Origin of the sequence: Saccharothrix xinjiangensis (assembly GCF_039527585.1) — a bacterium.
Classification (GTDB): domain Bacteria; phylum Actinomycetota; class Actinomycetes; order Mycobacteriales; family Pseudonocardiaceae; genus Actinosynnema; species Actinosynnema xinjiangensis.
On record NZ_BAAAKE010000019.1, the window covers coordinates 129,629 to 148,055 of the forward strand.

Here is an 18,427-nt window from a genome sequence, read left to right on the forward strand (position 1 = left end):
GTGGCGGATCCCGCGTGGACAGTCCAGAGTGGAGGTACCGGTGGGGACCGGGGAGAGGGAAACGCTCGGCGCGGTTCGACCGCGCCGAGCGTTTTCACGTCACACCGGCTCGACCGCGGCGACGGCGGGCCGGGCAGTACGGCGAACAGCGGCCGGGCGACTTCGTGGAAGTCGCCCGGCCGCTCGCCCGCGACCCGCCTCAGGACCCCGGGCGCACGCCGACGCGCAGGGTGTCCAAGTAGGACCGGAGGTCCAGCCGCGCGGCGGCGGCGCCCTCGCTCGGGCGCGGCTCACCCGGGCAGGTCGAGCTGCTGGGCGGCAGGACCCCGCTGATGAGGTAGCGCTCCACCGCCCGGTTCACGCACCTGTTGCCGGTGCCGTAGATGCCGTGCCTGCCCTCGTCGAGCACGGTGATGAGGTTGTGGCCCAGCTCGGACGCCAGCGCCGGGCCGCTCTCGTACTGCGTCTGCGTGTCGCCCTCGGCCTGGACGACCACGCCGACCGGGTAGCCGTGGCGCTTGAGCCTCACCGCAGGCTCCGGCGGGGTGAACGTGCGGTAGGCGCAGGTCGTTGGCGCGGCCCGCGCCACGCCGAAGCCGTACGGGTAGCGGTCGCGGAAGACCCGCATGTCCTCGTAGTAGGTCTCCGGGTCCGTCGGCCAGTCGACCTCGCAGGTCACCGTGTTGAACACGCCCGAGACCAGCTCGTCCTGGGCGGAGCGGGCCATCATCAGCGCCGTGTCGGTCGGCGAGCCGGCGCGGAGCTTGGCCACCGCGTCCGCGAGGTCCGACCACAGTGGACGGTAGCGGGCGCCCACGCCCATCGCCGCGTCGAAGTCGGTCCGGGTGTGCTCGCCGATGGGGCGCTGCGCCAGCGCCGCCGCCACGCCCTCGACGTTGGCCATGACCTCCTCGACCTCGACGCCGAGCCGGAAGCGGTCGTCGCGCTGGGCCACCCACTCCGCCCAGGACTCGACGTTGCGCCGCATCGCGACGGCCTGCTCCAGGAACTGCTCGCGCCAGATCCACTCCGGGTGCACGGCCGAGTCCAGCACGCTGCGGTCGAGGCGCCCCGGGAACAGGCTGCCGTAGACCGCGCCGAGGTAGGTGCCGTAGGAGTAGCCCAGGTAGTTGATCTTCTCCTCGCGCAGGACGGCGCGCACCACGTCCAGGTCCCGGGCGGTGTTGGGGGTGTTGACGTAGGGCCGGATGCCGCCCGCCGAGCGCCGGCACGCCTGCTCGACGGCGTGGGCCTCGGCCGCCCACTTCGGGAAGTCCTCGTCCTTCGGCCGGCTCTCGGCGACGACCAGGGAGGGCACGGTGTTGCAGGTCAGCGCGGTGGAGCCGCCGACGCCGCGCGGGTCGAACCCGATCAGGTCGTAGACCTCCGCCACCCCCGAGTTGGCCAGGAAGGTGGGCATGCCCAGGCCCGAGCCGCCGGGACCGCCGGGGTTGAGCACCAGCACGCCGCGCCGCCGCGACTGGTCCTCGGCCCTGCGGCGGCTGATCAGCAGCGAGATCTTCTCCGCGGTCGGCCGGGAGTAGTCCAGCGGCAGGACCAGGTCCGCGCACTCCAGGCCGTCGCGGCAGGGTTTCCAGGTGAGCTGCTGGGTGTGGAACTCGGCGAGGGGGTCGACGCGATCCCGCCCCGCCGACGTGCCCGTCGCGGTGGCCATCACCGCGACGAGCACCAGGCCTACCGACACGAACCTGCGCACGTCCATCCTCCCGACCCGACTCCCGACTGCTCCGAACGCCACCGAAGGTAGGGCGATCGGAGCACGGCGACAGGTCGAGTCACTCGTTTGTGTCGTCCTGCGGAGCACGTGCGATGGTGGGCGGCATGACCAGCCCATCCGGGGCCGGCTCCTCGGGGACCGGCCCGCCCGAGGTCGACGCGGCGGGGTTCGACACGGCCGGGGTTGACGCGGCGGGATTCGACGCGGCCGGGGTTGACGCGCCGGGGGCTGACGCCGCCGGAGCCGCCGGGGCCGACGCGCCCGGGGTCGGCACGGCCGTCCTGGCGCCGGACACGCTGCGCGCGCTGCGGCGGGCCTCGGGCGACCTGGCCGCGGCGAGCGTGGCCGAGATGGAGTCGCGCCTGACCTGGTTCCGGCGGATGCCCGCCGACCAGCGGGCCGGGGTCCAGCTGCTCATCCAGAGCGGCGTCGCCGGTTTCGCGTCCTGGCTGCACGACCCGCAGCAGGCGATCCGGCTGACCGCGGAGGCGTTCCGGTCCGCGCCCAAGGACATCTCCCGGTGGGTGAGCCTGCGGCAGACCGTGGAGCTGGTGCGGATCGCGCTGGAGCTGTTCGAGCGGGAGCTGCCGCGGCTGGCGCGCGGCGACGCCGAACGCGCCCTGCTCAACGAGGGCGTGCTGCGGTACGGGCGGGAGATCGCGTTCTCCGCGGCCACCTCCTACGCGGCCGCGGCCGAGGCCAGGGGCGCGTGGGACGCCCGGCTGGAGGCGCTGGTCGTGGACGGGATCGTGCGCGGCGACGCGGAGGAGTCGCTGCTGTCCCGCGCGACCGCCCTGGGCTGGGACCCGGCGGCCGAGGCGACCGTGCTGGTCGGCAACCCGCCGTCGGACGACCCGCCCGCCGTGGTGTTCGAGGTGCGCAGCCGGGCGGCCCGGATCGGGCGGCAGGTGCTGCTGAGCGTGCAGGGCTCGCGGCTGGTGGTGCTGCTCGGCGGCGAGACCGGGCGGGGCGACGCGCTGGCGCGCATCTCCGAGGCGTTCGGCGCGGGGCCGGTGGTGGCCGGGCCGACCGTGGACAGCCTGGCCGACGCGCACCGCAGCGCGAGCGACGCGCTGTCCGGCCTGCGCGCCGTCGTGGGGTGGCCCGCGGCGCCGCGGCCGGTGCGGTCGCTGGACCTGCTGCCGGAGCGGGCGCTGGCGGGCGACCCGGAGGCCGAGTGGCAGCTCGTGGACCGCATCGCCCGGCCGCTGGAGGAGGCGGGCGGCTCGCTGCTGGCGACCGTGGACGCCTTCCTGGAGGTCGGCGGCGTGCTGGAGGCGTGCGCGCGGACGCTGTTCGTCCACCCCAACACGGTCCGCTACCGGCTGCGGCGCGCCACCGAGCTGACCGGGCGCAACGCCAACGACCCCCGTGACGCGCTGGTGCTGCGCGTGGCGCTGTCCGTGGGGCGGCTCGCGCGGGCCCGCGGGCTGTGGTGACCCCGAAGGGGTGAACCCGGCGGGGTGATTCCAGCGGGTGAACCTGCGGTGACACAGCGCCAGGTGTGACCCACGCCTCAGGAACCACTTGAGGCGGCATGAGCCGCCATCGACAACGCACAACGTGCATCAACGGCCATCAGCGAGTCACTTTTGTAGGAACCCTACAACAGGGGCGGCGTGGATTCGTCAGTGGCGGCATCCCGGTGGAGGGAGTCGACCGTGTTCAGTTGGGGACGTGATCGCGCTCCTAGCCCCCGGACAGGGGTCACAGACACCCGGCATGCTGGCCCCCTGGCTCGAACTCGACGGGGCCGCCGAGCGGGTCGCGGCGTGGTCCGAGGCGACCGGCCTGGACCTGGCGCGCCTGGGCACGACCGCCGACGCGGACGAGATCAAGGACACCGCGATCACCCAGCCGCTGGTGGTCGCCCTGGCCCTGCTCGCGCACGAGGAGCTGCGGCGGCGGGTCGAGCTGCCCGCCGACACCGTGGTGGCCGGGCACTCGGTCGGCGAGCTGGCCGCCGCCGCGATCGCGGGCGTGCTCGACGCCGACGACGCGGTCGCGCTGGCCGCCGTGCGCGGCGCCGAGATGGCCGCCGCCTGCGCGCTCGCCCCCACCGGCATGGTCGCCGTGCTCGGCGGCGAGCCCGACGAGGTGCTGGCCCGGCTCGACGAGCTGGGCCTGGTCGGCGCGAACCGCAACGGCGCGGGTCAGGTCGTCGCCGCCGGCCCGCTGGAGGTCCTCGACGAGCTGGTCGCGCAACCACCCGGTCGGGCGAAGGTCCGCAGGCTCCAGGTCGCGGGCGCGTTCCACACCCGGTACATGGCGCCGGCCGAGGAGGCGCTGCGGGCCCGCGCCGAGGGCATCGCGGCCTCCGACCCGGTGCTGCCGCTGCTGTCCAACGCCGACGGCGCGGTCCTCACCGGCGGCGCCGAGGTGCTGGACCGGCTGATCTCCCAGGTGACCCGCCCCGTGCGGTGGGACGCCTGCCAGGCGACCATGGCCGAGCGGGGGGTGTCCGCGGTGGTCGAGCTGCCGCCCGCGGGCGCGCTGACCGGCTTGGCGAAGCGCGAGCTGAAGGGCACCACCACCTTGGGCCTCAAGACCCCCGAACACCTCGACCAGGTCGCGGAGCTGATCGCCGCGACGCAGCCCGCCGGGACTGGAGCCGCGAGGTGACGACGTTCGCCGTGCCCGCCGGCGCGACCGGCAGCCGCATCATCGGCCTGGGCAGCTACCAGCCCGACACCGTGGTCAGCAACCACGACCTGACCCTGCGCATGGACACCACGGACGAGTGGATCCGCGACCGGGTCGGCATCGCCAACCGCCGGGTCGCCAAGCCCGACGAGCTGCTGGTCGACATGGCCGTGGAGGCCGGCGCCAAGGCCGTGGCCGACGCCGGGCTGGCGCCGTCCGACATCGGCGCGGTCATCGTGGCCACCTGCACCATGCCGTCGCCGATCCCGAACGCCGCGGCGCAGGTCGCCGACCGGATCGGGATCAGGACCGCGCCCGCGTTCGACCTGAACGCCGCGTGCGCGGGCTTCTGCTACGCGCTGGCCACCGCCTCCGACATGGTCCGCGCGGGCACCGCCGACCACGTGCTGGTGATCGGCGCGGAGAAGCTGACCGACTGGGTCGACCCGGTCGACAGGTCCACCGCGATCATCTTCGCCGACGGCGCGGGGGCCGCCGTGGTCGGTCGGTCCGACGAGCCGGGCATCGGCCCGGTGGCGTGGGGCAGCTCGGGCGACCTGGCCGACATGATCCAGATCAAGGACCGCGACTCGTTCATCTTCCAGGAGGGCCAGTCGGTCTTCCGGTGGGCCACCACGCAGATCGCGCCGGTCGCGCTGCGGGCGGTCGAGCTGGCGGGCGTCGCGCTGTCCGACGTCGACGTGTTCGTGCCGCACCAGGCGAACCTGCGCATCGTCGAGGCCATCGCCAAGCGGTTGCGGGCGAAGGGTGCGCGTGAGGACCTCGTGGTCGCACGTGACATCGTGGACTCCGGCAACACCTCGTCCGCTTCGATCCCGCTCGCGCTGGACCACATGCGCGCGGCGGGTGAGGTGCGCAGCGGTGACGTGGCGCTGCTCGTCGGCTTCGGGGCGGGCCTGTCCTACGCCGGACAGGTCGTCCGGCTGCCGTGAACACCCAGGACTCCGGTGCGGCAGAAGCCCGCCGGGCGCAGCGAGAGGAAAGGGATTTTCAGTGAGCAACGAGGACATCCAGAAGGGGCTCGCCGAGATCGTCGAGGAGGTCGCCGGCGTCGAGGCGGCCGACGTGACGGCCGAGAAGTCCTTTGTGGACGACCTGGACATCGACTCGCTGTCCATGGTGGAGATCGCCGTGCAGGCCGAGGACAAGTTCGGCGTGAAGATCCCGGACGACGAGCTGGCCAACCTCAAGACCGTGGGCGATGCGGTCAACTACATCGCCAGCAACGCATGACGACTAGCAACGATGTCGTCGTCACCGGGCTGGGTGCCACCACCCCGCTCGGTGGCGACGTCGCCACCACCTGGGACGCCCTCCTGTCCGGGCGCAGCGGCGTGCGGACGCTCACGGCCGACTTCGTCGAGAAGTACGACCTCCCGGTGAAGATCGGCGCTCCGCTCGTGGTCGACCCGACCGAGGTGCTGCCGCGCGTCGAGGCGCGCCGGCTGGACCGCTGCGAGCAGGTCGCCGTGGTCGCCGCCCGCCAGGCGTGGGCCGACGCCGGGTTCGGCGAGGACGACGTCGACCCCGAGCGGCTCGGCGTCGTGGTCGGCACCGGCATCGGCGGCGCGATGACGCTGCTCGACCAGGACGACCTGATCGAGAACGGCGGCCTGCGCAAGGTCTCGCCGCTGACCGTGCCCATGCTCATGCCCAACGGCCCGGCCGCGCACGTCGGCCTGGACCTGAAGGCGCGGGCCGGCGTGCACGCGCCCGTGTCGGCGTGCGCGTCGGGCGCCGAGGCGCTGGCCTGGGCGTGGCGGATGCTGAAGGCCGGCGAGGCGGACGTCGTCGTGGCCGGTGGCGCGGAGGCGTGCATCACCACGATCACCATGGCGGGCTTCATCCAGGCCCGCACCATGAGCACCCGCAACGACGACCCCGAGGCCGCGTCGCGGCCGTTCGACGTGGACCGGGACGGCTTCGTGCTCGGCGAGGGCGCCGGGATCCTGGTGCTGGAGCGCGAGGAGTTCGCCAGGGCCCGCGGCGCGCGGATCTACGGCAGGCTCGCGGGCATCGGCACCAGCTCCGACGGCCACCACATCACCGCGGCCGACCCCGAGGGCATCGGCCAGTCGCGGGCCATCGCGGCGGCGCTGCGCACCGCGGGCGTCGACAAGGCGGACGTGGGCCACGTGAACTGCCACGCGACGTCCACCCCGGTGGGCGACGTGATCGAGCCGCAGGCCGTGCGCCGGGCGATCGGCGACCACCCGGTGCTGACCGCGCCGAAGGGCAACCACGGTCACCTGCTGGGCGCCTCGGGCGCGGTGGAGGCCATCACCACGCTCCTGTCGGTGCGCGACGGGATCGTGCCGCCCACGCTCAACCTGAAGAACCAGGACCCGAGGGTGGACCTGGAGGTGGTCACCGGCGAGCCGCGCAAGATCGACCTCGTCGCGGCGGTGAACAACTCCTTCGGTTTCGGCGGACACAACGTCTCGCTCGTCTTCACCCAGGTCTGACCAGCCCGTTCGAGGAGTTCCACGATGACTGCCCTCGCGTCCCCGCCGGCGATCCTCCCGGGGGCGGTCCGGGAACCCGATCCCCGCGACCCCGAGGTCCGGCTCGGCCGGCTGCTGGACCCCGGTTCGGTCGCGCCGTTGCGCCCCCGCGACGGCAGCGGCGTGCTCGCCGTGCGCGGGCGGGTCAACGGCGCCCGGGTGGTGGCCTATTGCAGCGACGCCACCCGCATGGGCGGCGCGCTCGGGTCCGAGGGCTGCCGGCACATCGTGGAGGCGATCGACACCGCGGTGCGCGAGCGCACCCCGGTGATCGGGGTCTGGCACTCCGGCGGCGCGCGGCTGCCCGAGGGCGTGGAGTCGCTGGACGGCATGGGCCAGATGTTCGCGGCGATGATCCGGGCGTCCGGACGCGTGCCGCAGGTCTCCGTGGTGGTCGGCCCGGCGGCCGGCGGCGGCGCCTACGGGCCCGCGCTGACCGACGTGGTGATCATGGCGCCGGCCGGCAAGGTCTTCGTGACCGGGCCGGACGTGGTGCGCTCGGTGACCGGCGAGCAGATCGACATGGACGGGTTGGGCGGCGCGGAGGCGCACGGGCGCAAGTCCGGCGTGGTGCACGTGGTGGCGGACGACGAGCCGGACGCGTACCAGCGGGCCCGGCGGATCACCGGCCTGTTCGCCCAGCCCGGCGTGTTCGACCTGGGCTCCGTGCCGGACGGGGACGACCTGCGGGCGCTGCTGCCCGACCGGCCGCAGCGGGCCTACGACGTGAAGCCGCTGGTGCGGGCGATCCTGGACACCGGGTCGTTCGAGGAGTTGCAGGCCAGGTGGGCGCCGAACGTCGTGGTCGGCCTCGGTCGGCTCGGTGGGCGAGCGGTCGGCGTGATCGCGAACAACCCGATCCGCAAGGGCGGCTGCCTGGACTCGCTGTCGGCGGAGAAGGCGGCGCGGTTCGTGCGGATGTGCGACGCGTTCGGCGTGCCGCTGCTGGTGCTGGTGGACGTGCCCGGGTACCTGCCGGGCGTCGACCAGGAGTGGGGCGGCGTGGTGCGGCGGGGCGCGAAGCTGCTGCACGCGTTCGGCGAGGCGGTCGTGCCGCGGGTCACCCTGGTCACCCGCAAGTCCTACGGCGGCGCGTACATCGCCATGAACTCCCGTTCCCTCGGCGCCACGGCGGTGTTCGCCTGGCCCACCGCCGAGGTCGCGGTCATGGGCGCGAAGGCGGCCGTCGGCATCCTGCACCGCAAGAAGCTGGCGGCGGTGGAGGACCCGGCCGAGCGCGAGGCCCTGCACACCGCGCTGGTCGAGGAGCACGAGCGCATCGCGGGCGGCGTGGACCGGGCGCTGGCCATCGGCGTGGTGGACGAGGTCGTGGAACCGACCAGGACCCGCCGGAAGCTGGCCGAGGCCCTGGCGGCGGCGCCCGCCGGCCGGGGCGCCCACGGCAACATCCCCCTGTAACGCAGCTCGGCGATGGGGTCGCTCACGTCGGGGGGCGACCCCATCGCCGTACCCGAACGCAGAAGTCGTGCGTTCGGAGTGGAGGACACGCGGTGTCGCAGTGGAGGACACGCGGTGTCCGAGCGGAGGACACGCGCGGGGGTTCGGCGTGTCCTCCGGTCCGGTGTTGCGTGTCCTCCGGTCCGGTGTTGCGTGTTGTCCGGTGCGGTGGCTAGCAGGCGGTGAACTGGGACGTCGAGCCCTCGGTGCCCAGGTCGACGCGGAGGGCGCCGTCCTCGGCTTGGAGCGGGTAGACGACTCGCCAGTGGATGCAGTCGGCCTGGAGCTCGGCCGGGGCCTTGGCCATGTCCTGGGTGCTGGTGAAGGTCATGAGCACGCGCAGGCGGTCGGGGCTCACCGACTCGACGCGGTGGACGAGGATCGTGCCGTCGCGCGAGCTCTCGTAGTCGGACAGCCAGCGGGACCTCGGGGTCTCGTTCACGCGGCGCGCGGTGACGGTCGCGGTCCACAGGTCGTAGTCGAGGTCGTTGATCGCGTCGAAGAACTGTTGGAGCACCTCGCGCACGCGCGGGCCGTCCGGGTGCATCGAGGCGTCGATGCTCAGCTGCACGACCCCGCCGCCCGGCTGCTCGTCTCGCGGCACGGGCGCGGACGACCCGGTGCTCGGCACGGCGATCTGGTCGCCCTGCGCCGGCGCGGGCCGCTGGTACACGTCGCGGGCGAGCGCGCCGACACCGGCGGTGGCGGCGGCGACCACCAGCACGAGGGGCAGCAGCAGGCGCGGTTGCACGCCACCGAGCGTGCCACAGGCCGCGCACCGGCCCACAATCACCCGGAAGTCGCAGCACCTTCCCCGAACTTTGCGGTTTGAACGCACGGCACAGGCCCGCCGAATGCCCCGTCCGCGAAAATTTTCAACCCATTCACACCCTATCGGTCCATTACCGTAGTTAGTGTGCCTCCCACCCCCCGATGGGAGTAGCCAGCCACCGTGCGTACACCAGACCGCAATACAGCGGAGACGGACGCGAAACGCCTGGTTAACCGGTCAACATGACTGAACCTCACGGCTCCGTTGAGTGGTGGTCGGGTGAACCTCTCCGCTTTCAGGTGAGACGAAACCTGGCACTCAGGTGAACCGCATGGACCAATGACCACCTGCCGTGCCTATCTACGCAGGATGGGGTACCACGGATGGACGTACCAACTCCCCGATCTGGTGGATTGTTGGCCGCCGGCCGGCGTGCGGGAATATGCCGGTCGCCAAAAAATCGCAGGGAGGCGAATTCCAGTGGATCTCCGCTATGAGGCTTACTGCTTCGCGGACCGCCTCTTCTACGACGTGCAAAGCCAGGACGAAACCGTCAAGGACGATTTCTCACAGGCGCTGCCGCCGGTACCCGAGGGCTGGACGCAGGCTGATCGGAACATCTGGCGCCACGTCCACCCCAACGGCGTCGTGCTGCCGAAACAGGGCTGGAAGATCCACGTTTCGGCGACCGTGGTGAACGCGGGCGAGGTGCTGCTCGCCTCCTACGCGTACCTGGTCGAACGCCGGATCCCGTTCAAGTACCTGCGCACCCGGTCGATCGTCCTGGCCCGCAACTCCAAGTACGCCCCGCGCGAGGCGAGCGGCAAGCTGATCACGATCTACCCGGCCGACGAAAGCGAGCTGGGGCGCGTCCTCGCCGAGCTGTCGGAAATCCTCAAGGGCCAGGCGGGCGCGTACATCCTGAGCGATCTCCGCTACGGCGCCGGCCCCCTGTTCGTCCGCTACGGCGGGTTCGTGGAGCAGTGGCTGGAAATGGACGGCAAGCGCGTGCTGGCCATCGAGGGCCCGGACGGCGCGCTGGTGCCCGACCAGCGCAAGCCCGTGTTCTGGGTGCCCGACTGGGTGAAGGTGCCCGCCTTCCTGGAGGAGCACCTGGCCGCCCGCCGCGCGGGGAGCGCGGAGGAGTTCCCCTACCGGGTGCTCCGCTCGCTGCACTTCTCCAACGGCGGCGGCGTCTACGAGGCGGTCCGCAAGGCCGACGACGCGCGCGTGGTGCTCAAGGAGGCCCGGCCGCACGCCGGCCTGGACCGGGAGAACACCGACGCGGTCGCCCGGCTGCGCCGCGAGCACGAGATCCTGACCCGGCTCGCGGGCGTGCCCGGCGTGCCGGAGGTGTTCGAGCGCTTCAGCGCGTGGGAGCACGAGTTCATGGCCATGTCCGAGGTGCCCGGCCGCCCGCTGGGCCAGTGGCTCGGCCACAACTACCCGCTCACGCACCACGAGGTCGCCGACGAGGCGGTCACCGCCTACGCGGAGCGCGCGCTGAAGCTGGTCGCCGAGGTCGAGCGGATCGTCGACCAGGTGCACGAGCGCGGCGTGGTGTTCTGCGACCTGCACCCGCTCAACGTCCTGGTGGACGACGACGACTCGGTCTCGCTGATCGACTTCGAGCTGGCGTTCGAGGTCGAGGAGGACCGCAAGCCCACGCTCGGCTCGCCGGGCTTCCAGGCGCCGCCGGACCGCAGCGGCTTCGAGATCGACGAGCACGCCCTCGCCGCGCTGCGCCTCTACCTGTTCCTGCCGCTCAACACGGTGGTCGAGCTCGCGCCGGTGAAGCTGCGCTCGCACGTGGAGTTCATCCGGGAGCGGTTCGGCCTGTCCGACGAGTACTGCGCCCGGATCCTCGACGGCCTGGCCCGCCGCGTCGACCCGCCGACCGGTTCGATGACGACCGCGACGGCGAAGGCGATGGCGTCGATGACGTCGGACGTGCCGTGGCCGGACCTGCCGGTGGTGCTCAAGATGGTCGCCACGGCGGTCCTGGCCAGCGCCACGCCGCACCGCGCCGACCGCCTGTTCCCCGGCGACGTCGAGCAGTTCGAGACCGGCGGCACGACCTTCGGCTACGGCGCGGCGGGCGTGCTGCACGCGCTGGACACCGCCGGCCAGGGCCGGTTCCCCGACCACGAGCGGTGGCTGCTGGACGCGGTGCGCCGCGAGCCGCCCAAGGAGCCCGGTTTCATCACCGGCGCGCACGGCGTCGCCCACGTGCTGGAGAACTTCGGCTACCACGACCTGGCCGAGGAGGTCGTGCGGAGCTACGCGCCGATGGTGCCCGACACCGAGGACCACGGCTTCAGCTCGGGCCTGTCCGGCATCGGGCTCAACCTGCTCCACTTCGCCCGGACCCGCGGCGACGAGGGGTACGCCGCGCGGGCGGTGGAGCTGGGCGAGCGACTGGCCGCCGCGCTGGCGGACGTCGAGCCGCCCGGCGACAAGGCCCGCGCGGGCCTGGAGCACGGCTGGTCCGGCCCCGCGCTGCTGTTCCTGCGCCTGTTCGAGCGCACCGGCGACCGGCGCTGGCTGGACACCGGCGTCCGGGCGCTGGAGCGGGACCTGGCCGAGACGATGATCGCGCTGGACGGTTCGACGCAGGTCCGGGACGGCAACTTCCGCTCCCTGCCCTACATCGGCATCGGCAGCGCCGGCATCGCCCTGGTGCTCAACGAGTTCCGCCTCGTCGCGCCGGACCTGCCGGTCGTGGCGAAGCTGCCGGAGCTGGTCGGGAGCGCCACCGGCGAGTTCGTCGTCCAGCCCGGCCTGATGCTGGGCCGGTCGGGCCTGCTCGCCACGCTCGCCCACGCCGACGGGCCGCGGCACGCCATCGACCGGCACGTGGCGGCGCTGGCCTGGCACGCCATCCCCTACCAGGACGGACTGGCCTTCCCCGGCATCCAGCTGCGGCGGTTGTCGATGGACCTGAGCACCGGTGGCGCGGGCGTGCTGCTGGCGCTGGCCACCGTCGCGAACGGCACACCCGTGCTGCCGTTCCTCACAGCCCCGGCCCTCCCGGGCCGGTAGCAGTAACCCTTTTCCCGATCCCCCGATAAAGGAGTCACCATGGACTTCATCCTCGACCTGCAGGACCTGGAGACCCCCGAGGCCCAGTCCAACGCGATGGCGACGGGCGGCGGCGGCGGTGGCGGCGGCAGCACCACGGCCTCCAACCTCTCACTGCTGGGCGTGTGCAGCCACTCCACCCTGAGCGTGCTGGCCTGCTGAACCAGGTCAGCGGCAACGCTGCACCCCGGGTGAGCGGCGCAGGCGAAGTGCGCCGCTCACCCGGTCACCGCGGGGGCTCGACGGCATGCCGTCGGGCCCCCGCGCACATGATGCGCCCAGGAGCCGAGATGACGCTTCCCCCGGTCGTGCGCCGTGACCCGCGCTGGCTGCTGCTGGCGGTCAACGCGCTGCTGGCCACCACCGCGGGGCTGCTGCTGCCGGCCGCGCTGGCCTCGGCCGTCGACGCCGCGCTGGCCGGTCGCCCGGCGGGCGCCGCCGTGCTGTGGCTGGTCGGGCTGGCCGTGGTGGAGCTGGTCGGCGACGCGATCGGCGTGGTGCTGGCCGCCTCGATCACCGCGCGCGGCGCGGCGTGGCTGCGGCGGCGGCTGACCGGGCACCTGCTGGCGCTGGGCCACCCGGCGCGGTTCGAGGCCGGTGACGCGGTGAGCAGGTTGACCGGCGACGGCGCGCTGGCGGGCGGGATCGCGGTGCCCGCGGTGAACGTGGGCGTCTCGGTGCTGACCGCGGCGGGCGCGGTGGTGGCGCTGGCGCTGATGGACTGGCGGCTCGCGGCCGTGTTCCTGCTCAGCGTGCCGCTGGCGACCCTGCTGGTGCGCTCCCACCTGCGGCTCACCGCCTCCGACGTGGCGACCTACCAGGAGGTGTCCGGCGAGCTGTCCGCGCGGCTGGTGGACGCCGTCGGCGGCCTGCGCACGATCGCCGCCTCCGGTCGCGCCGACCAGGAGGCCGAGCGGGTGCTGCGGCCGCTGCCCCGGCTGGCGGCGGCCGGCGCGGGCATGTGGCGCACCCAGGCCCGGATGATCTGGCGCGCGGGCCTGCTGCTGCCCGCGGTGGAGCTGGCCGTGCTGACCGCCGCCGGGTTCGGCGTGGTCGCGGGCCGGTTGAGCGTCGGCGACGTGCTGGCGGCGCTGGGGTACGCGGCGCTGGGCATGGCGGTGGTCGGCCAGGCCACCGTGCTGACGAACCTGCAACGCGCCCGCGCTTCCGCGGCGCGGCTCCAAGAGGTCTTCGACACGCCCGTGCCCGAGGCGCGGCCGCCCGGGTCGGCCGCCACCGGCGAGGTGCGGCTGAGCGGCGTGTGCGTGCCGGACGCGCTGCACGACGTGGACCTGACCGTGCCCGCGGGCGCGTTCGTGGCCGTCGTGGGCAGGTCCGGCGCGGGCAAGTCCGCGCTGGCCGCGGTGATCGGCGGGCTGGCCCGGCCGACGTCGGGTCAGGTGCTGCGCGGCGGTTCCGTCGGGTACGCGTTCGAGCGGCCCGCCCTGGTGGGCGGCACGGTCCGGGACGCGGTCCGGTACGGCACGTCGTCCGGCGACGACGAGGTGCTGGCCGCCTGCCGGGCCGCGCAGGTGCACGACGTGGTGGTGCGGCTGCCGCACGGGTACGACACGCCGATGTCGGCGGCGCCCATGTCCGGCGGCGAGGCGCAGCGGCTCGGGTTGGCGCGGGCGTTCGTGCGCGAACCGGACGTGCTGGTGCTCGACGACGCCACCGCGAGCCTGGACATGGTCACCGAGTCCACTGTGGAGCGCGCGGTGGAGTCGGCGCTGCCGGGTCGGACCCGGGTGGTGGTGACGCACCGGGCGGCGACCGCGCGGCGGGCGGACGCGGTGGTGTGGCTGGACGGCGGCCGGGTGCGCGCGGTCGCGCCGCACCGGGAGCTGTGGGACGACGAGGAGTACCGGGCGGTGTTCGGCTGATGGCCTACCTGCGGGCGTTGCGGGAACAGCGGCGCGGCGTCGCGGTGCTGCTCGGCTGGTCGGTGCTGGAGGGCGTGCCCGCGCTGCTGTCCGGCCGGCTGGTGGCCCTGGCCGTCGACCGGGGTTTCGCGGCCGGCCGGCCGTGGGTCGGCGTGGGCTGGCTGCTGGCGTTCGCGTTCGTCGCGGTGCTCGGCGGGTTCGGGCTGCGGCAGGTGTTCATGCGGCTGGGCGCGGTGGTCGAGCCGCTGCGGGACGCGCTGGTGCGCGAGGTCGTGCGCGGCGTGCTGCGCGGCGGTTCGCACACCCGGCAGCCCGACGCGAGCGCGGTCGCCCGGATCACCCGGCACGTCGAGGTGGTGCGCGACGCGACCGCGGGCGTGCTGGTGCAGGCGCGGGCGCTGCTGGTGACCACGACCGCCGCGCTGGTGGGCCTGGTCGTGACGGTGTCGTCGCTGGCCTGGCTGGTGGTGCTGCCGGTGCTGGCGGCGCTGGTGCTGTTCGGGCTGCTGCTGCCGTCGCTGGCGCGCGGGCAGCGGCGGCTGGTGCTGGCCGACGAGGACGCCGCGACCGCGGCCGGGACGGTGTTCCTCGGCGTGCGGGACGTGGTGGCCGTCGGCGGGGCCGCGCACGCGCTGGACGACGTGTCGGCGCAGGTCGACCGGCAGGCGTCGGCGACCGTGCGGATGGCGTGGGCGACCTCGCTGCGCGGTGTGGTGATCACGCTGGGCGGGTTCGCGCCGCTGGCCCTGCTGCTGGTGGCGGCGCCCCCGATGGTGCGGTCCGGCGAGCTGAGCGCGGGCGAGGTGCTGGGCGCGGTGGTGTACCTGAGCACGAGCGTGCAGCCCGCGTTGCGGCGGTTGGCGGACACGGCGAGCACGGTGGTGCTGCGGCTGGTGGTGGCGCTGCGCCGGTTGGCGGAGGCCGCGCCGCCGGTCGACGAGCCCACCGGCGACGCGGCGCCCGCCGGGCACGAGGTGGAGCTGCGCGGGGTGACCTTCGGGTGGGGCGCGGGCGCCGAGCCGGTGGTGCGGTCGCTGGACCTGGTGCTGCCCGAGGGCGCGCACCTGGCCGTGGTCGGGCCCAGCGGCATCGGCAAGTCGACGCTGGCCGGGCTGGTCACCGGGCTGGTGGCGCCGCAGGCGGGCGAGGTGCTGCTCGGCGGCGCGCCGGTGCGGTCGGTGGACGCGGCGCTGCGGCGCCGGGTGGTCGCGCTGGTGCCCCAGGAGACCTACCTGTTCACCGGCACCGTGCGGGAGAACCTGGCGCTGCTCGCGCCCGACGCGTCGGACGCCCGGCTGCTGGCGGCCGCGGCGGCGGTCGGCGCGTCGGGCGTGCTGGCGCGGCTGGGCGGCCTGGCGGGCGCGATCGGGCACGCGGGCGGCGGGCTGTCGGCGGGCGAGGCGCAACTGCTGGCCGCGGCGCGGGTGCACGCCTCGGACGCGGACGTGGTGATCCTGGACGAGGCCACGTCGTCGCTGGACCCGGCGGCGGAGGCCGTGGTGGAGCAGGCGTTCGCGGCGCGCGGCGGCACCCTGGTGGTGATCGCGCACCGGCTGTCCTCGGCGCTGCGCGCGGACCTGGTGCTGGTGATGGACGGCGGACCGCCGCTGCTGGGCCGCCACGACGAGCTGATGGCGGCCTCCGGCGCCTACCGGGACCTGATGGCCGCCTGGCAACCGGCGCCGACCGTCCACTGAGGACGGCCGGCGGCCGGTCAGCCCACGCGGTGCAGCCAGGTGACGGGCGCGCCGTCCCCGGCGCGCCGGAACGGCTCCAGCGCGTCGTCCCACGCCGCGCCCAGGATCTCGTCCACGCCGTGCGCGAACGACTCCCCGCCGCGACTGCGCGCGGCCAGGGCCCGGAGCTGGTCCTCGGACACCACGATGTCGCCGTTGGCGCTGGTGCGCGCGTGCCACAACCCGAGCACGGGCGCGAAGCAGTACCGCACGCCGTCCACTCCCGGACTCGGCTCCTCCGTCACCTCGAACCTGAGCATCGGCCACGCCCTGAGGGCGGACGCGAGCCTGGCCCCGGTACCGGCCTCACCGGTCCAGTTGCACTCGGCGCGCAACTGCCCTGGCGCAGCGGGCTGCGCCGCCCACTTGAGGTCCGCTCGCTCACCGAGGGTGCCCGAGATCGCCCACTCGACGTGCGGACAGACCGCAGACGGCGACGAGTGGACGTAGACCACGCCACTGGTCTTGCCACGGGTGCTCACAGCTGACCTCCGCTACTCGACGAGGGACGTCTTCCCCTACGGCCTGCCGAGCCCCGGCGATCTTGTGAAATCCCGACTTGGTCATTCTGCCCGCTCAGGCAGCGGTCCGCCAGAAGAACCAGCCCGTTCCTCACCCGGGCGGGTCAGATACAGGACTTTCGACCCGAATTCGCGACGCCGGGGTGTTCCGGGGCTCACTTTCCGAGATCACCCGGACACGGCCGCGTGATCGACGCGGGGACCGGCGCCCGGCAGGTGGGACGGGGTCGCGCGGGCGCTCGCGGCGCCGCCGGGGCGGGGTCGGCGTTCGGAGCAACGACCCAGGTCCGATCAGGTGATGCCAGTCACGCGTGGTCAACACTCCCGACGGGGCACGTCGCCGGGCAGCCGACGGCGCTACCGTGTCTGCCCGTGTGGAACGGTGGAATGTCGTGCGGTTGATCCGGCTCGGGGCGGAACCCTCCAAGGTCGGCGCCGACGTGCGCGCCGCGCTGAGCACCTGGGGCCACGGCGACGCGGTGCTCGGCGGCGTCGCGCTGCTCGGCGTGCGCCCGCCGGACTCCCCGCGCGACCTGGACGCCGTGGTCGTGCTGCCGCGCGGCGTGCTCGTCGTGGTCGGCGTGGACCTGCCCGACCCCGCGATGCGGCTGGAGGCGCCGCTGAACGGGCAGTGGCGCATCGACGGCTGGCCGCTGACCCGGCCGGACGGCGCGCTGAGCCCCGCCGCCGAGGCGCTGGAGGCGACCACCGCCGTCGCCCGGCGCATCCAGGACATGCGCGGCGAGCCGCTGCCGGTGACCACCGTGGTGGCCGTCGGGCCGTACGTCGGCCAGGTCATGCAGCCCACCGTGGACCTCAACCGGGGCGTGCGCGTGCTGCACCCCAAGCCGACCACGCTGCTCGCCGCGGCGCGCGAGCTGGCGACCAGCGACCGGCCCTGCTCGGTCGAGCACGCCGCCAAGCTCGTCGCCGTGCTCGCGCCGACCGGTCCGCCGCCGCCCCGGCAGCACCTGCTGGCGGAGGGCTTCTCCGACGCCGCCGCCGACCTGGCGTCGGCCAGCACGATGCTGCTGCCGAAGGTCGCCGCGCCGACGCGCCGCCGGGCCCTGCCCTACCTGGTCGCGTCGGTGGTGGGCGTGCTGCTGCTCATCGCGCTGATCGTGGCGCTGACGCCGGACGGCTCCTCCGAGGGCTCGTCGGCGACCACCCCGACCTCGCAGCCGGCCACGGTCGTCGTGGACGGCCGCACCTTCGCGCCGCGCGGCGCGGACCGGACCGACGACTGCGCCGCGCACGCGTTCGGCGACGTGCGGGCGTGGCTGTCGGAGCACGTGTGCATGCAGCTGCGGCGCGCCCAGTACGAGACCGCGGTGGACGGTCGCAAGGTGGGCGTGGCGGTGTCCGAGCTGAGCCTGCCCGACGCCAAGCGGGCCGGCGAGCTGCACGCGGTGGCGTCGACCGCGGGCGCGGGCGGGGTGGTGCCGCTGGTCCGGGAGGGCCGGGGCTGGTCGGGCGGGCCGGCGTCGTTCGACCGGTCGTCGATCCGCTCGACGACCAAGGCCGGGCAGGTGCTCATCGCGCAGGCGGTGTGGGCGGAGGGCGAGTCCGACGCGGCCGACCCCGCGCTGGGACAGGTCGCCGAGCAGTCGCTGCGGCTGCCCGCCGCGCAGCAGTAGCGGCGAGGCGGCGGCGCGTTCAGCGGCCGGCGCGCACCATGCCGAACGCGATCAGGCCGAACGCCACGTGCAGCACGATCACCAGGCCCGCGACCGCGCTGAGCGACTCGGTGCCCGGTTCGCCCGCCGGCAGGCCCCACGCGAACAGCAAGCCGCCCAGCGCCGCCGCGATCCCCGGCACCAGCACCGGCACCGGCACGTGGGCCAGGCAGAACAGCGCCGCCGACCGGGCGCGGAGCAGGGTGTGCAGGAACACCGGCAGCACCAGGAAACCCGGCAGGTTCACCGCGATCGGCGTCCAGCGGGGACCGCCGGGCAGGAACGTGGTCGCGATGACGAACGCGCACCACAGCACGGCGGCGGTCGTCAGGAACACGGTCCCTCTGCTCACCGGGGCAGTCTAATGAGACGTGAGGGGTGCTTTCCCATTCAG

15 protein-coding genes are annotated in these 18,427 nt (G+C 74.2%); 11 read left to right on the forward strand and 4 right to left on the reverse strand.

The window, feature by feature from the left end; genetic code table 11:
- Positions 1 to 199: 199 nt before the first annotated feature.
- Positions 200 to 1,723 carry an alpha/beta fold hydrolase gene (locus ABD223_RS29805; protein WP_380648418.1) on the reverse strand — a complete coding sequence of 508 codons (1,524 nt, stop codon included), beginning with the start codon at positions 1,721 to 1,723 and terminating at the stop codon, positions 200 to 202.
- Between the two features lie 119 nt (positions 1,724 to 1,842).
- Between ABD223_RS29805 and ABD223_RS29810 the strand changes: the two genes are divergently transcribed.
- The 6 genes from ABD223_RS29810 to ABD223_RS29835 all read left to right on the forward strand — a co-directional run bounded on the left by ABD223_RS29810 (position 1,843) and on the right by ABD223_RS29835 (position 8,325).
- Positions 1,843 to 3,177 (forward strand): PucR family transcriptional regulator, encoded by a 1,335-nt coding sequence (locus ABD223_RS29810; protein ID WP_344039915.1) that lies wholly within the window; start codon positions 1,843 to 1,845, stop codon positions 3,175 to 3,177.
- Positions 3,178 to 3,415: 238 nt separating this feature from the next.
- Entirely contained in the window at positions 3,416 to 4,360 is a 945-nt protein-coding gene (locus ABD223_RS29815; RefSeq protein ID WP_344039916.1) for an ACP S-malonyltransferase, read from the forward strand.
- Complete coding sequence (locus ABD223_RS29820) at positions 4,357 to 5,334, forward strand: beta-ketoacyl-ACP synthase III (RefSeq protein ID WP_344039917.1); 978 nt, start codon at positions 4,357 to 4,359, stop codon at positions 5,332 to 5,334. Before ABD223_RS29815 ends, ABD223_RS29820 begins: the two co-directional genes overlap by 4 nt.
- Before the next feature lie 61 nt (positions 5,335 to 5,395).
- Entirely contained in the window at positions 5,396 to 5,635 is a 240-nt protein-coding gene (locus tag ABD223_RS29825; RefSeq protein ID WP_344039918.1) for an acyl carrier protein, read from the forward strand.
- Positions 5,632 to 6,867, forward strand: coding sequence for a beta-ketoacyl-[acyl-carrier-protein] synthase family protein (locus tag ABD223_RS29830; protein ID WP_344039919.1), 1,236 nt, complete (start codon positions 5,632 to 5,634; stop codon positions 6,865 to 6,867). The genes ABD223_RS29825 and ABD223_RS29830 overlap by 4 nt, the downstream gene beginning before the upstream one ends.
- A gap of 24 nt (positions 6,868 to 6,891) precedes the next feature.
- Positions 6,892 to 8,325, forward strand: coding sequence for an acyl-CoA carboxylase subunit beta (locus ABD223_RS29835; protein WP_344039920.1), 1,434 nt, complete (start codon positions 6,892 to 6,894; stop codon positions 8,323 to 8,325).
- Positions 8,326 to 8,536: 211 nt separating this feature from the next.
- Here the strand turns inward: ABD223_RS29835 and ABD223_RS29840 are convergent, their stop codons facing one another.
- The gene (locus ABD223_RS29840; protein WP_344039921.1) at positions 8,537 to 9,115 is read right to left on the reverse strand and encodes a hypothetical protein; all 579 of its coding nucleotides are present in this window, start codon (positions 9,113 to 9,115) and stop codon (positions 8,537 to 8,539) included.
- Positions 9,116 to 9,616: 501 nt separating this feature from the next.
- Here ABD223_RS29840 and lanKC point away from each other — a divergent pair.
- The 4 genes from lanKC to ABD223_RS29860 all read left to right on the forward strand — a co-directional run bounded on the left by lanKC (position 9,617) and on the right by ABD223_RS29860 (position 15,797).
- Positions 9,617 to 12,178, forward strand: coding sequence for a class III lanthionine synthetase LanKC (gene lanKC / locus ABD223_RS29845; RefSeq protein ID WP_344039922.1), 2,562 nt, complete (start codon positions 9,617 to 9,619; stop codon positions 12,176 to 12,178).
- Positions 12,179 to 12,217: 39 nt separating this feature from the next.
- A complete protein-coding gene (locus ABD223_RS29850; protein ID WP_344039923.1) occupies positions 12,218 to 12,379 on the forward strand; it encodes a SapB/AmfS family lanthipeptide in 162 nt (53 codons plus the stop codon).
- A gap of 128 nt (positions 12,380 to 12,507) precedes the next feature.
- Positions 12,508 to 14,100 carry an ABC transporter ATP-binding protein gene (locus ABD223_RS29855; RefSeq protein ID WP_344039924.1) on the forward strand — a complete coding sequence of 531 codons (1,593 nt, stop codon included), beginning with the start codon at positions 12,508 to 12,510 and terminating at the stop codon, positions 14,098 to 14,100.
- Positions 14,100 to 15,797: an ABC transporter ATP-binding protein gene (locus ABD223_RS29860; protein WP_344039925.1), complete on the forward strand. Its 1,698-nt coding sequence runs from the start codon at positions 14,100 to 14,102 to the stop codon at positions 15,795 to 15,797. Before ABD223_RS29855 ends, ABD223_RS29860 begins: the two co-directional genes overlap by 1 nt.
- Positions 15,798 to 15,814: 17 nt before the next feature.
- Here ABD223_RS29860 and ABD223_RS29865 read toward each other — a convergent pair whose 3' ends face one another.
- Positions 15,815 to 16,318, reverse strand: a complete 504-nt coding sequence (locus tag ABD223_RS29865; protein WP_344039926.1) for a DUF3145 domain-containing protein — start codon at positions 16,316 to 16,318, stop codon at positions 15,815 to 15,817.
- Between the two features lie 431 nt (positions 16,319 to 16,749).
- Here ABD223_RS29865 and ABD223_RS29870 point away from each other — a divergent pair, with 431 nt between their 5' ends.
- Complete coding sequence (locus tag ABD223_RS29870; RefSeq protein ID WP_344039927.1) at positions 16,750 to 17,994, forward strand: hypothetical protein; 1,245 nt, start codon at positions 16,750 to 16,752, stop codon at positions 17,992 to 17,994.
- A gap of 19 nt (positions 17,995 to 18,013) precedes the next feature.
- On the opposite strand, the gene ABD223_RS29875 is transcribed toward ABD223_RS29870, so the two are convergent.
- Entirely contained in the window at positions 18,014 to 18,385 is a 372-nt protein-coding gene (locus tag ABD223_RS29875; RefSeq protein ID WP_344039928.1) for a hypothetical protein, read from the reverse strand.
- Between the last annotated feature and the right edge of the window lie 42 nt (positions 18,386 to 18,427).